The sequence below is a fragment of the Isoptericola sp. NPDC055063 genome, from assembly GCF_053608125.1.
Window position 1 is genome coordinate 86,811 of sequence record NZ_JBSGUW010000012.1, and the last position, 12,853, is coordinate 99,663.

At 74.2% G+C, this 12,853-nt stretch carries 11 protein-coding genes; 5 read left to right on the forward strand and 6 right to left on the reverse strand.

Annotation, left to right across the window (positions count from 1 at the left end; all coding sequences use genetic code 11):
- Positions 1-4: 4 nt before the first annotated feature.
- Both moaA and ACWF41_RS15465 read left to right on the forward strand, forming a co-directional pair.
- The gene (moaA, locus tag ACWF41_RS15460) at positions 5-1,114 is read left to right on the forward strand and encodes a GTP 3',8-cyclase MoaA (protein ID WP_380315630.1); all 1,110 of its coding nucleotides are present in this window, start codon (positions 5-7) and stop codon (positions 1,112-1,114) included.
- A gap of 2 nt (positions 1,115-1,116) precedes the next feature.
- Positions 1,117-1,386, forward strand: a complete 270-nt coding sequence (locus ACWF41_RS15465; protein WP_380315633.1) for a MoaD/ThiS family protein — start codon at positions 1,117-1,119, stop codon at positions 1,384-1,386.
- 13 nt (positions 1,387-1,399) lie between these two features.
- On the opposite strand, the gene ACWF41_RS15470 is transcribed toward ACWF41_RS15465, so the two are convergent.
- The 4 genes from ACWF41_RS15470 to ACWF41_RS15485 all read right to left on the reverse strand — a co-directional run bounded on the left by ACWF41_RS15470 (position 1,400) and on the right by ACWF41_RS15485 (position 8,071).
- A complete protein-coding gene (locus ACWF41_RS15470; RefSeq protein WP_380315636.1) occupies positions 1,400-2,419 on the reverse strand; it encodes an electron transfer flavoprotein subunit alpha/FixB family protein in 1,020 nt (339 codons plus the stop codon).
- A gap of 11 nt (positions 2,420-2,430) precedes the next feature.
- Positions 2,431-3,237 carry an electron transfer flavoprotein subunit beta/FixA family protein gene (locus ACWF41_RS15475; protein WP_380315639.1) on the reverse strand — a complete coding sequence of 269 codons (807 nt, stop codon included), beginning with the start codon at positions 3,235-3,237 and terminating at the stop codon, positions 2,431-2,433.
- A gap of 121 nt (positions 3,238-3,358) precedes the next feature.
- Positions 3,359-6,937, reverse strand: coding sequence for a discoidin domain-containing protein (locus tag ACWF41_RS15480; protein ID WP_380315642.1), 3,579 nt, complete (start codon positions 6,935-6,937; stop codon positions 3,359-3,361).
- A 150-nt stretch (positions 6,938-7,087) separates the two neighbouring features.
- Positions 7,088-8,071 carry an N-acetylglucosamine kinase gene (locus ACWF41_RS15485; protein ID WP_380315645.1) on the reverse strand — a complete coding sequence of 328 codons (984 nt, stop codon included), beginning with the start codon at positions 8,069-8,071 and terminating at the stop codon, positions 7,088-7,090.
- A 101-nt stretch (positions 8,072-8,172) separates the two neighbouring features.
- Here ACWF41_RS15485 and ACWF41_RS15490 point away from each other — a divergent pair, with 101 nt between their 5' ends.
- The 3 genes from ACWF41_RS15490 (at position 8,173) to glgX (ending at position 12,270) form a co-directional block, all read left to right on the forward strand.
- The gene (locus ACWF41_RS15490; protein ID WP_380315648.1) at positions 8,173-9,120 is read left to right on the forward strand and encodes a MurR/RpiR family transcriptional regulator; all 948 of its coding nucleotides are present in this window, start codon (positions 8,173-8,175) and stop codon (positions 9,118-9,120) included.
- Positions 9,117-9,863, forward strand: a complete 747-nt coding sequence (locus ACWF41_RS15495; protein WP_380315651.1) for a sugar isomerase domain-containing protein — start codon at positions 9,117-9,119, stop codon at positions 9,861-9,863. Before ACWF41_RS15490 ends, ACWF41_RS15495 begins: the two co-directional genes overlap by 4 nt.
- Before the next feature lie 118 nt (positions 9,864-9,981).
- A complete protein-coding gene (gene glgX / locus ACWF41_RS15500) occupies positions 9,982-12,270 on the forward strand; it encodes a glycogen debranching protein GlgX (RefSeq protein ID WP_380315654.1) in 2,289 nt (762 codons plus the stop codon).
- 12 nt (positions 12,271-12,282) lie between these two features.
- On the opposite strand, the gene ACWF41_RS15505 is transcribed toward glgX, so the two are convergent.
- Together ACWF41_RS15505 and ACWF41_RS15510 are read right to left on the reverse strand one after the other, a co-directional pair.
- Positions 12,283-12,597: a type II toxin-antitoxin system PemK/MazF family toxin gene (locus ACWF41_RS15505; protein WP_380315657.1), complete on the reverse strand. Its 315-nt coding sequence runs from the start codon at positions 12,595-12,597 to the stop codon at positions 12,283-12,285.
- Positions 12,597-12,845: a ribbon-helix-helix domain-containing protein gene (locus ACWF41_RS15510; RefSeq protein WP_380315660.1), complete on the reverse strand. Its 249-nt coding sequence runs from the start codon at positions 12,843-12,845 to the stop codon at positions 12,597-12,599. The genes ACWF41_RS15505 and ACWF41_RS15510 overlap by 1 nt, the downstream gene beginning before the upstream one ends.
- Positions 12,846-12,853 lie beyond the last annotated feature (8 nt).

Consider the following 12,853-nt stretch of genomic DNA (forward strand, 5'->3'; position numbering starts at 1 on the left):
TCGGATGACGACCGTCTCGCTGGGGATGCCGCGGGTGCCGGGCGCGGGGGTGCCGGACGTCCGCCTGCCCGCGGACCGACCCGCCACCGACGGGCTGGTGGACCGGTTCGGCCGCGTCGCCACGGACCTGCGGGTGTCGCTCACCGACCGCTGCAACCTGCGCTGCACGTACTGCATGCCGGCCGAGGGGCTGCCCACGCTGCCCAAGGACTCGGTGATGACGCGCGAGGAGATCGTGCGGCTCGTCGGTATCGCGACGCGCGACCTGGGCGTGCGGCAGGTGCGGTTCACCGGCGGGGAGCCGCTGCTGCGCCGCGACCTCGTCGACATCGTGCGCGAGTGCGCCGCCCTGCCGCACCGCCCGGAGCTGAGCCTCACGACCAACGCCGTCGGCCTCGACTCCCGCGCCGCCGCGCTGCGGGAGGCCGGCCTGGACCGCGTGAACGTCTCGCTCGACACCCTCGACCCGGACACCTTCGCCACGCTCGCCCGCCGCCCGTTCCTCGCCCGCACCCTCGCGGGGATCGACGCCGCGGCCCGCGAGTTCGACCTCGTGAAGATCAACGCGGTGCTGGTGCGCGGCGTCAACCTCGACCACGCGGCCGAGCTGCTGGCGTGGTGCCTGGAGCGCGGCTTCGAGCTGCGGTTCATCGAGCAGATGCCGCTCGACGCCGACCACGCGTGGGACCGCGACGCGATGGTCACCGCGGCCGAGGTGCGCGAACAGCTCGGCACCCGTTTCGCCCTCGAGCCCGACGAGGAGCCGCGCGACGGCGCCCCCGCCGAACGGTTCGTCGTGCGGGACGCGCGGGGCGAGCGCCTGGGCCGGGTCGGCATCATCGCGTCGGTCACCGAGCCCTTCTGCGACGACTGCCGCCGCACCCGCCTCACCGCGGAGGGCGGCGTGCGCGACTGCCTGTTCGCCCACACCGAGACCGACCTGCTGGGCCCGCTGCGCGCGGGCGCCGACGACGCCACCCTGGCCGACCTGTGGCGCACCGCCATGTGGCACAAGCAGGCCGGGCATGGCATGAGCGACACCGGCTCCGGCACCGACCTCGACAGCTCGGGGTTCACGCAGCCGGAGCGCACCATGAGCGCCATCGGAGGATGACGATGACGGACCTGACGACCGACCAGCAGACCGTGAGCCTGCGCTACTTCGCCGCCGCCCGGGCCGCCCTCGGCCGCTCCGAGGAGAAGCTGGCCGTCCCGCCGGGCGCGACCGTCGCCGACGTCGTCGCCCGCCTCGCCGCCGCCGACCCCGCGGCCGAGCCCGTCCTCGCCCGCTGCAGCGTGCTGCTCGACGGCCGCCGGGCCGCGCCGTCCGACGTCGTGCCGGACGGCGCGAGCCTCGACCTGCTGCCGCCCTTCGCGGGCGGCTGACCAGCGCTCGGGGTCAGCCCTCGCGGTGGGCGCGGATCGCCGCGGCGGCCTGCGGCAGCACGTCGGCGAGGTCGCCCACGACGGCGAAGTCGCAGATCTCGAAGATCGGCGCCTCGGGGTCGGAGTTCACGGCCACGATGACCTGCGACGCCTGCATGCCGCCGCGGTGGTGCGGCGCGCCGGAGATGCCCGCGCCCACGTAGAGGCGGGGGGCGATGGTCACGCCGGTCTGGCCGATGTACCGGTCGAACCAGCCCTCGAAGACGGCGTCCCGCGAGGCGCCGACCGCGGCGCCGACGGCGTCGGCGAACTCCTCGACGGGCCCGAAGTCGCCGCTGGTGCCGCGCCCGCCGGCGACGACCACGGCGGCCTCCTCCAGCGACGGGCGGCCCGGGGTGCGCTCCTTGACCTCGCGGGAGGTCACGACCACGCCGGACGTGCCCGCGGGCAGCGCGACGGGCAGCGCCTCGACGTCGGTGGCGACGGGGGCCTCGGCGGGCTCCGGCACGACGGCGTTGGCACGGACGGTGAGCACGGCCACGTCGGCGGTGACCAGGCACCGGGTGTCCCAGGCGCCGGCGAAGACACGCTTGCCGGCCACCACGCGGCCGTCCTCGTCCTCCCCGACGACGGCGGCGTCGATGACCAGGCCCGCGCCGAGCGCGTGCGCGGCCAGCGCGGCGGCCTCCTTGGCGCCGAACGTGGCGGGCGCGAGGACGACGTCCGCGTCCGCGCGGCGCACCGCCGCGGCGAGGGTCGCGGCGACGACCGACGGCAGGTGCCGGGCGGCGTCGCCGCCGGCGGCCTGGAGCGCGTCGGTGGGCACCTCGGCCTGGTGCACCGTCTCGACGCCGTACGCGCCGAGCTGGGCGAGCACCTCGACCGTGGGGGCCTCCAGGGTCACGGCCTCGACGCGGCCGAGGCCGCGGCCGATGGTCAGCAGCTCCAGCGCGCTGGAGCGGACCTCGGTGGCCGGGTCCAGCAGGACGAGGACGGTGCGGTTGCGGGTCGGCACGGGGGTGGGCACGGTCATCTCGCGTCCTCTCAGACCAGCTCGTTGCGGATGAGGTAGTCGGCGAGGGCGGTGCCGCCCTCGCCCTTGTCGACCACCAGCTCGACCTCGGGGCGGGCCGGGCGCGGCGCGGCGGCCACCGCCTCGGTGCGGGCGCCGGCGTCGCCGACGGCGGCCGGGTCGAGGCCCAGGTCGGCCGCCGACCACTCCTCGATCTGCTTGGTGCGGGCCGCCATGATCAGCTTGAAGTTCGGCATGCGCGGGGTGTTCGCGGTGTCCGCGACGGACAGGACGGCGGGCAGCGGGGCGGTGAGCGTCTCGACGGCCTCGTCGGTCTCGCGCGTCACGGTGAGGGTGCCGCCGGCGACGTCGACCTTCTTCGCCAGCGTGATCGCCGGGCGGCCGAGCTCGGCCGCGACGAGCGCCGGCACCACGGAGCCGAGCCCGTCGAGGGCGGCCATGCCCGTGATGACGAGGTCGACCGGCGCGCCGTCGGCCTCGAGCTTCCGCACGCCGGCCGCGAGCGCCGCGGCGGTGCCGAAGTAGTCCGAGCCCGCGAGCACGTCGTCCGTGACGCGGACGGCGCGGTCCACGCCCATCTGGAACGACTTGCGCAGCGCCACGTCGCCGTCGGCGGGGGCGACCGTGAGGGCGACGACCTCGCTGGCCGCGCGCTCGCCCTCGGGCAGGGCGTCGAGGATGCGCAGGGCCGCCTCGAGCGCGTTCTCGTCCAGCTCGTTGAGGGTGCCGACACCCGGGTCGCGGTCCACACGACAATCGACGAACCGTCGCTCCGCGTTGATGTCCGGCACGTACTTCACGGCGACGACGATGCGCACAGGCGCGACCTCCAGCTCACGGTGGTGACGACCGGCCGCAGGCGCCGCGGCCGACGGTGCCGAGCCTACCCGTGGGCCCGTCGTCCTTTCAGCCCGCACCACCCGGGCACGCACCGAGGAGTCATGCCCCGGCCCCGACGGCGCGCCATGGGCCCCCGTCCGTCCCCGGCACCTGGTTGCGGCTCCACCACTGCGCCTCCCAGACCCGGCCGCCGTGGACGACGCGGTCGCCGTCGTCGTAGATCCACGAGCTTGTCCATGTCCGGACCCGCCCGTACGCGGTGTCCACGGAGGTGCCGAGCTCCGCCCAGGCGCCCCAGGGCGACGATCCGGGCGCGCTCCCCTTCGTCCACCACGACGCGCGGTACGCGCGACCGTCGTACGTCACGTACTCGCCCCCGGTGTACGTCGCCGAGCGGCTCCAGACGGGTATGCGGACCAGGCCGTCCCGCACCTGGGCGAGCGCGTCCTCGGCCTCGTCGACCTGGAACTGGTACGGGTACGCCAGCGCCTCGACCCGACGCGCCTGTTCCAGCGGCTCGGCGAGCAGCGCCCAGCTCTCGGGCGTGTGGTCCGCCTCGGCCAGGGAGGCCACGTCGTCGAGCAGCGCCCGCAGCGCGGTGCGGTCGCTCGCCGGCGTGCCGTACACCTCGACGTCCGCGACCTGCATGAGGTAGCCGTCGCGACCGCCCGAGCGCAGCCTGCTGCTGACGACGCGGACGTAGGCGCCGGGCGCCGGTTCGTCGAGCGCGAACGTCCGCGGCGCGGTGCTGCCGTCGTCGCCCGTCACGTCCGCGACCGTCGTCCAGCGCCGGCCGTCGAGCGACACCTGCACCCGGTAGTCGACCGCGAACGTGCCCTTCGGGTGCAGCACGACCTTGCTGACGTCGTGCGTGGCTCCGAGCGCGACCGCCGCCCACTCGACCGCATCGGGGCGGGCGTTGCGCCCCAGGCCGCTGGACCAGCCGTTGTCCGTCCGGCCGTCGGCGAGGAACTTCGACGACCAGCCCCACTGCTCGTGGCTGGCGTCCGGGGTCGACGACGACACCACGACGGTCTTGCCCCGCGCGACGTTCTGCCCCTCGACGTACGGGTCGGGCCGCGGGACCGCCGGAGGCTGCTCGACCGGCGGCGTGCCGCCGTCGTCGTGGAAGACCTCGATCTCCGCGAGGGCCGCGGCGTAGCCGTCGTCGGTGGCGTTCATCGCCGTCACGGACACGCGCACGTACCGCGCCTGCGCGGCGTCGAAGGCGTGCGTCACCCCCGACGACGGCGGTTCCTGGCCGCTCGCTGACGCGACGGTCCGCCACGTCTCGCCGTCCGTCGAGACGTCCACGGTGTAGTCGCGGGGGAAGGTCGCGCCGCGGTCGAGGAGGTTGCCGGCCGGGTAGAGGTCGACGCGGTCGACGGTCTGCGCCCGGCCCAGGTCCACGGTGGCCCGCGCGGTGCGCGAGGCGTCCGACGTCGTCGTGCTCCAGCCGAAGGTGCCGCCGTCGGAGAAGCGCGCGCCGTCCGTGGTGGCGCGGGCGAACCAGCCGCCGGAGCCCACCGAGTCGCTCGCCCGGACCGTCGCGCCGCGCGCCAGGTTGGTGTTCCCCGGGGTCGGCGTCGCCTCGTAGTCGTAGCTCACCGGGAGCGCGAGAAGCACGCCCTCGCCCTTGTCGAGCCGGCGCTCGAGGACGCCGTCCGACAGGCCGACGTCGACCAGGTCACCGGACCGACGGCTGACCTCCTGCAGGGACGAGATCCCGGCGTCGAACCGCAGCGCGACGTCCTTCGCCTCGGTGAAGCTGTTGTTGACCACCATCACGTAGTTGCGCCCGCTCTCGCGGTCGCGCAGGTAGGAGAACGTCAGGTCGTCGTCGGTGAGCGACTGCACCGGGAAGGTCGCCGGGACGGGTTCCTGTCCCCAGGTCCGGCCGTGGAGGTAGACCTCCTTGGCGTCGAGCCGCATGAGCGTCGGGCCGAGCGCGTGGATCTCGGCGTTGAGCCGCTGCACGGGCTCGTACAGGTCGGTCTTCTTCCCGGTGGCGGTCATGATCGCCTCGGTGAAGTCCTCGCCGCGGTTCGTCGGCGTCCACCAGGTGAAGTACGAGAGCTGCTTGTACCCGTAGGCCAGCGACATGTTGGCCTCGTACCGCAGCTCGGCCTCGTTGGTGCGGCGGAAGTTGTTCACGACGCCCACGGACTGCAGGTAGAGGCCGGTCTTGACACCGTTCGCGAGCCCGACGCGCCGCACCGACTCCATGTTCGCGAGCATGCTCGTGTAGTCGAGGCTGCCGGGCGCCCACCCGAACGGGTACCGGTCGTACATGAGATAGTCCCGCGCGCCGGTCTGGTCGACCCAGCGCTGCATGTACTCCTCGTACTCGGCCATCGAGGGGTACGCGAAGCCGGGCAGGAAGTTCAGGTGGTGGTAGTACTCGGGCGCGGCGTCCTTCATGGCGTTGAAGACGCGGGCGTACGGCGTCGGGTCGTACGGCTCGTCCAGGACGTAGTAGCCACCGACGCCGGGCACGTTGGTGTACTCGCGCACGAGGTCCTCGATCTCGGCGTCCGTGAGGTTCAGCAGGCCCGGCCCGAAGCGGTGGTCGGCCACGCCGACCTGCATCCCGTGCTCGTGCGCCAGCCGGGCCATCTCGAGATTGGTCGCCTTGTCGGTGAGGTCGCCGGTGTGCACGTTCTGGACGAAGTCGATGCCCGCGTCGGCCAGGTAGCCGTACTGGGTCTCGTCGACGTAGTCCTTCGTGGGCGGCCAGAACACCGTGATCATGAAGTCGTCGCCGGCGCGCTCGACGTCGTCGGCGACCTCGACGGCGATGGTCGCCGAGCGGTCGGCGGCGGGAGCCGCCAGCGTGACGGTCGCGTCGCCCTGCCCGACGGCGGTCACCCGGCCCGTCCGGTCGACGGTCGCGACCGCCTCGTCCGACGACGACCACACGAGCTCCGGTGCGTCGTCCCCGAACGACGCCTCGTACGTCAGCTCCTCGACCGCGCCCGGCTCGAGCAGCAGCGCCGGCTTGCCGATCTCCAGCGTGCCCTCGGCCGGCACGCCGTAGACGGCGACCTCGGAGAGCTGCACGAGCTTGCCGTCGTTGCCGGTCCCGCCGCCGGGCGCGTCCTGGCTGTACCGCTGCGAGACGTCCACGCGCACTCCCGACGCGGTGACCGGCTGGTCCAGGTCGAGGACGACGGGCGCGGCCGGGCGCTGCGCCTGGGTCAGGTGCACGGTGTGCACCGCCTCGCCGGTCGCGTCGAGCAGCGTGACGGCGTACTCGACCGGGAAGTACGCCCCGTAGGGCTCCGCGCCGACGTCGCTCCGGGGGAACAGCACGACGCGCTCGACCTGGGACGCCGACCGCAGGGACGCCTCCACCCAGGCGGGCGTGGCGGGGTCGAGGACCTGGTCGTAGGGGTTCGTGGTCCACCCGTTGGGCGCGCCCGGGGCCGCCAGCACGCCGTCCACGAGCTTGGCGCGGCTCCACCCTTCGCCCGCCATCTCGTAGGACGACGACGCGGTGACGACGGCCCCGCCGGTCAGGTTCTCGGTGCCGACCGGGGCGTAGGAGCCGATGTCGGCGGGGTCCGCCGTGGCCTCCTCCGCGGCGCCCGCGACGGCCGGCACGCCGAGGACCGACAGGGACAGCGCCAGCAGCACGGCCACGGTCCTGGCCGGCCGGGGGAAACGTCGAGCGGTCACGGCTACTCCTCGTCGAGCGGTCGTCGGTGCACGTCTCAGGCCACGCGGGGGTTGCAGTGGTTCTGTTGTACACGATAACGACGCCGAGGTGAAAGAGATTTTCATCCACTTGTCGAGAGCCGGCCGCGTCGGACGCGCGCCGGACGCCGCTCAGCGCAGCGTCGCGAGAGTGCCCGTGACCGTCCCGAACACGGCCGCGTCGACGACCGTGCCGGCGTCGCGCAGCGCCAGCACGACCGCGCCGACCACCCCGTCGGTCACCGCGCGCACCTCCGGGGGCTCGCCGTCGCCGGCCCGGGCGGCGATTCTGCCGGGCAGGGTGCGGCGCAGGGCGACCGTGCCGCCGCCCAGCACCACGGGACCGCGCACGCCCGGGAGGGCGACGGCCCCGAGGGTGTGCACGAGGGCGTCCTCCGCGGCGGCGACGATCGCGTCCGCCTCCTCGTCGCCGTCCGCCTCGAATGCGAGCCGGGCGAAGCGGGCCAGCTCGACCGGTCGCATCGCGTACAGGGCGTCGACGGAACGCCACAGCGCTTCCGCCCGGCCGTCGCGGGACCTCGGGGCCGGCCCGTCGAGCCCGAGCTCGCGCAGCAGCATCGCCGTGAGGGCGGTCGGAGCGCCTCGGCGGTCGAGGTCGGCAAGGGCCGCCCGCACGACGCGGCGCCCGATCCAGAACCCGGAGCCGTCGTCGCCGAGCAGCCAGCCGAGCCCGTCCGCCGTCGCCGTGACCTCCCCGCCCTCCACCCGGACCGCCGCCGCTCCCGTACCCGCGACGAGCGCGTAGCCGGTGTCGCGGTAGGTGCCGGCGAAGAAGGTGGCGAGGAGGTCCGACCGGAAGACGGGCGATGCGGTGATGCCCAGGTCGCGGAGCGGCCGGCCGAGCTCCTCCAGCGGCGTCTGGGCGCTCACCCCCGCCGCAGCGAGCGTCACCCCCTCGACGTCGGCCGGGTCGACCCCGGCGGCACCGAGCGCCGCGGCGGCGCTCGCCGCCGCGGACCTCCCGGCGGCATCGACGCCCACCGAGACCGGGTTCCCGCTCCCGTCGCGGCCGTACCCGACGCACTCACCGGCGGGGGTCACGACGACGCAACGGGTGGAGGTCCCTCCGGCGTCGAGGGCGAGCAGCACCGTCATCCGTGACCCACCTGCCACTCGTGCACCATTGCTCCCGAGACGACGTTGCAACCAGTTTTCATCCGACCTCGTTCGGAGATGGTACAGATATTCATATGGACGTGACCGCACTCCACCTGCCGGCAGGCGGGTCCGGGTTCCGGAGCCGGATCCGGGCGAACCTCCCGCACCTGTCGAAGTCGATGACGAAGATCGCCCAGCTCCTGCTGGACGACCCGGCGCTGCCGCTCGAGCTGTCCAGCACCGAGCTCGCCCGGCGCGCCGGCACGTCCGCCGCGACCGTCACCCGCTTCTGCCGGCTCATCGGCTACGAGGGCTACGTCCCGCTGCGGGTCGGCGCCGCGGCCGACGTCGCCCGGTCCAGCACCCACGAGGCCGCCGAACCGGACGTCCGGCGAGCCCTCGACCCGGCGGACAGCCCTGCCGACGTGATCCGCACCCTGCTGGGCGCACACGTCGCCGCGCTGCAGTCCACCGCCGACCTCGTCGACACGGCGCTGGTGGAGCGCGTCGCGGCCGCCGTCGCCGCGAGCGACCAGCTCGACATCTACGGCATCGGCGGCAGCGCCACCATGGCCCGCGAGCTCCAGCTCCGCCTGTACGGCATCGGCGTGAACGCGCACGCATGGGGCGAGGTCCACCTCGGCCTGGCCAGCGCGGCGCTCCTGCGCGGGTCGACCGTCGCCATCGGCATCTCCCACTCCGGCCGCACCAAGGAGACGATCGACATGCTGTCCCTGGCGAAGTCGTCGGGGGCGCTCGCGGCGGCGGTGACGAGCGACCCGCACTCGCCGCTCGCGGCGGTGGCGGACGTGCACATCACCGGCTACGCGCCGGGCGAGTACCTCCAGCCCGACGACCTCTCCGCCCGGTACGCCAGGCTCTTCGTCCTCGACCTGCTCTACCTCATGGTGGCGCGCCAGGACTTCCGTCGGACGACGACGATGCTCGCGGCGTCGACCGCCGCCATCGCGTCCCACCGTCGCGCCCCGCGCACGACGTCCCGACGTCCGGACCCCTCCCCCTCGAAAGGAACGACCACAGGATGACTACCGACTACCTGACCCAGGTCCTCGACCGCCTGCACCCGATCGACGAGGACGCGCGCGCGGGCGGCCTCGACCCGGCGATCGACCTGATCGTCACCGCCCTCGAGGGCGGGGGTATCCTCCAGGCGTTCGGCACCGGGCACTCGCAGGCGTTCGCGATGGAGATCGCCGGTCGTGCCGGCGGCTTCGTCCCGAGCCACGCCCTCTCGTTGCGCGACCTCGTCCTGCGCGGCGTCCGCGAGCCCTCCGCGCTGGAGGGCGCCGACCTCGAGCGGGACAGCAGCATCTCGGACGACCTCTACGACCTCTACGAGATCCACCCCGCGGACGTCTTCCTCATCGCCTCCAACTCGGGGGTGAACGGGTCGATCGTCGGTCTCGCCCTGCGCGCCAAGGCCGAGGGGCACCCCGTGATCGCGGTGACGAGCCTGGAGCACACCCGCGCCGTCGAGCCGAAGCACCCCAGCGGCAAGCGCCTGAGCGACGTGGCCGACGTCGTCCTCGACAACCGGGCCCCGTACGGGGACACCACGCTCGACCTCGGCGACGGCATCGAGGTCGGGGCCGTCTCCTCGATCACGGCGGCGTTCATCGCGCAGCTGCTCACGATCGGCGCCGCCGAGCGTCTCCAGGCGGCCGGCACGGTCCCGCCGGTGTACATCTCGGCGAACATCCCGGAGGGCGACGAGCACAACAAGGCCCTCGAGGAGCGTTACGGGGCGCGCATCAAGCACCTCGCGTGACGCGGGGGCGTCACGCCGGCCCGGCGTCAGGCCGGGCACGTCGACGACGGTCCGTGGAGTCGATGCTGCCCTGACCTGCGGGCGCGCGGCCGGCGGCAACCCCGGGCAGCATGTCCCCATGGAGTCCCGCCCCAAGGTCACGCCGCTGACGCGCCCGCTGGCGCGGCGCAGCCACGTCCCGCCGCTGGGGGTGCACCCGACGCCCGACGGCGGGGTGGACGTGGCCGTTGCGGCGTCGCACGCGGACGGCGTCGAGCTGTGCCTGATCGACGTCGTCGAGCCGCACCGCGACCCCCACGACCCCGCCCGGTACGCGGAGCGCCGCGTCCCGCTCGACGGGCCGGTGTACGGCGTCTGGCACGCCCACGTGCCGCACGTGCGGCCCGGGCAGCGGTACGGCTTCCGCGTGCACGGCGCGTGGGACCCGGGGGCCGGCCAGCGGCACAACCCGGCGAAGCTGCTCGTCGACCCGTACGCCCGCGGGCTGGTGGGCGACCTCACCTACGGGCCGGAGACCCTCGGCGCGACGAGCGCGCCCCGCGACCCGGCCGACCCCGACTCGCCCGACGGGCGCTGGTGGGTGGCGGAGCCGTACGGCGCGCCGGACGACCGCGACTCCCTGGCGTTCGTGCCGCACTCCGTGGTGGTGGCGTCGCACCCGGGGCCGCCGCCGCTGACGCGCCCGCGCGTGCCGTGGGCGGACACCGTCGTCTACGAGGCGCACGTCCAGGGGCTGACGGCGACGCACCCGGACGTCCCTCCGGAGCTGCGCGGCACGTACGCCGGCGTCGCGCACCCGGCCACGATCGCGCACCTGACCAGCCTGGGCGTCACCACCCTCGAGCTGCTGCCGATCCACGCGTTCGTCAGCGAGCCGCACCTCGTGGCCCGCGGGCTCACGAACTACTGGGGCTATCAGACCCTCGGCTTCTTCACCCCGCACGCCGCCTACGCCACCCGCGCGGCGCGCGAGGCCGGGCCCGCCGCCGTCCTGGACGAGGTGCGGGGCATGGTGCACCTGCTCCACGAGGCGGGCATCGAAGTGCTGCTCGACGTCGTCTACAACCACACGTGCGAGGGCGGCGACGACGCGCTGCACGTGAGCTGGCGCGGCCTCGACAACGCCGGTTACTACCTGCACGACGGCGCCTCCCCGGCCGCGCTGGCCGACGTCACCGGCACGGGGAACTCCCTCGACTTCCGCCGCCCGCGCGTGGTGCAGCTCGCGCTGGACTCGCTGCGCTACTGGGCCGAGGTGGTGGGCGTGGACGGCTTCCGGTTCGACCTCGCGGTGACCCTCGGCCGCACCCATCACGGCTTCTCCCCCGACCACCCGTTCCTCGTGGCGCTGCAGACCGACCCGGTGCTGAACAACCTCAAGCTCGTCGCGGAGCCGTGGGACGTCGGCCCGGGCGGCTGGCAGACCGGCAACTTCCCCCCGCCCATGGCGGAGTGGAACGACCGGTTCCGCGACGCCGCGCGCGGGTTCTGGCTCGACGCCCCGCGCGAGGGCTCCCACGGGCGGCCCATGCACGGCATGCGCGAGCTCACCACGCGGCTGGCCGGGTCCGCGGACCTGTTCGGGCACTCCGACCCGCCGCTGGTGCGCGGCCCCGTCGCGTCCGTCAACTACGTCACCGCCCACGACGGGTTCACCCTGGCCGACCTCGTCGCCTTCGACCACAAGCACAACGAGGCGAACGGCGAGGACAACCGCGACGGCTCGGACCACAACCTGTCGTGGAACCACGGCGTGGAGGGGCACGCGCCGGGCGCCGAGGACGGGGAGGGCGCGGGCGACACCGGCACCGAGCCGTGGTCCGCCGTCGTGCCGCTGCGGCGGCGCTCGCAGCGCAACCTGCTCGCGACTCTCCTGCTGTCCGCGGGCACGCCCATGCTCACCGCGGGCGACGAGCTCGGCCGCACGCAGCGCGGCAACAACAACGCGTACGCGCAGGCGGGCGAGGTGTCGTGGGTCGACTGGGACCTCGAGGACGCCGCGCGCGACCTGCTCGACACCACCCGCTTCCTGCTGGCCCTGCGCGCCGAGCACCCCGCCCTGCGCGCGGACTCGTTCTTCCTCGGCTCGCCGCGGCCCGGGGAGGACGAGACCGACCTGCTGTGGTTCGGCGCCGACGGCGCGCCCATGGACCGCGACGCCTGGGCGGTCGCCGGACGGCGCGTGGTGCAGATGCTCCGCCCCGGGCCCGACGACGGCGACGCGCACGTGCTCCTCGTCCTCAACGGCGGCCTCGACGACGCCGAGGTGACGCTGCCGCCCGCGCCCGGCGGCGGCGCGTGGGAGCGGGCGTGGAGCTCCGCGTGGGACCGGCCGGAGGCGCCCGACGACGAGGCCGAGGACGCCGTGCTCGAGTCGCTCAGCGTGGAGGTCTTCCTCGGGCGGTAGGTCGGACGGTAGTCACAGGAGTCCGAAGTCCTCCAGGTCGAACGCCGTCGAGATCGCGCGGGCCAGGTCCTCCTCCTGGTCGTCCAGGAGGAACCCGACCTTCCGGCCGACCCGGTCGACATGAACCGTCTCGATGTTGTCGCAGTTGATGACGCAGGGGTGGTCGATCCCGTTGCGCGGGCCGACGGGGACCTCGACCGAGAGCCCCTTCACCGTGCTGGTGATCGGCGCGATGGTCAGGTGTGACATCCGATCGCGCACCCCCGGGCGGGTGAGGACGACCGCGGGACGCGACTTCTCCAGGTGGACGATGTGGATCGGCCGCATCAGTCGAGGTGGTCCCAGCTCGAGTTCTTCTCCACCCAGCGCACCATGCCGGCGAGGTCGTCAGGATCGTCCTGGTCGGCCGTCGCCGCGTAGATCTGCGCGTCACGCTCGGCGAGCTGCCGCCGCACCTCGCGCCGCAGCGCGCGCTCGACGGCGGAGGCCCGGCTCCGCGTCTTCCCCTCGGCCACCTGCTGGTCCACCCACGCGACGAGCTCGTCAGGCAGGCGGACCGCGATCTGCGTCGTCATCCCAGAAC

Excerpts from the sequence above, each read along its gene's own strand:
- moaA (WP_380315630.1), top strand. The coding sequence starts at position 5 with ATGACGACCGTCTCGCTGGGGATGCCGCGGGTGCCGGGCGCGGGGGTG.
- ACWF41_RS15465 (WP_380315633.1), top strand. The coding sequence starts at position 1,117 with ATGACGGACCTGACGACCGACCAGCAGACCGTGAGCCTGCGCTACTTC.
- ACWF41_RS15470 (WP_380315636.1), bottom strand. The coding sequence starts at position 2,419 with ATGACCGTGCCCACCCCCGTGCCGACCCGCAACCGCACCGTCCTCGTC.
- ACWF41_RS15485 (WP_380315645.1), bottom strand. The coding sequence starts at position 8,071 with ATGACGGTGCTGCTCGCCCTCGACGCCGGAGGGACCTCCACCCGTTGC.
- ACWF41_RS15495 (WP_380315651.1), top strand. The coding sequence starts at position 9,117 with ATGACTACCGACTACCTGACCCAGGTCCTCGACCGCCTGCACCCGATC.
- glgX (WP_380315654.1), top strand. The coding sequence starts at position 9,982 with ATGGAGTCCCGCCCCAAGGTCACGCCGCTGACGCGCCCGCTGGCGCGG.
- ACWF41_RS15505 (WP_380315657.1), bottom strand. The coding sequence starts at position 12,597 with ATGCGGCCGATCCACATCGTCCACCTGGAGAAGTCGCGTCCCGCGGTC.
- ACWF41_RS15510 (WP_380315660.1), bottom strand. The coding sequence starts at position 12,845 with ATGACGACGCAGATCGCGGTCCGCCTGCCTGACGAGCTCGTCGCGTGG.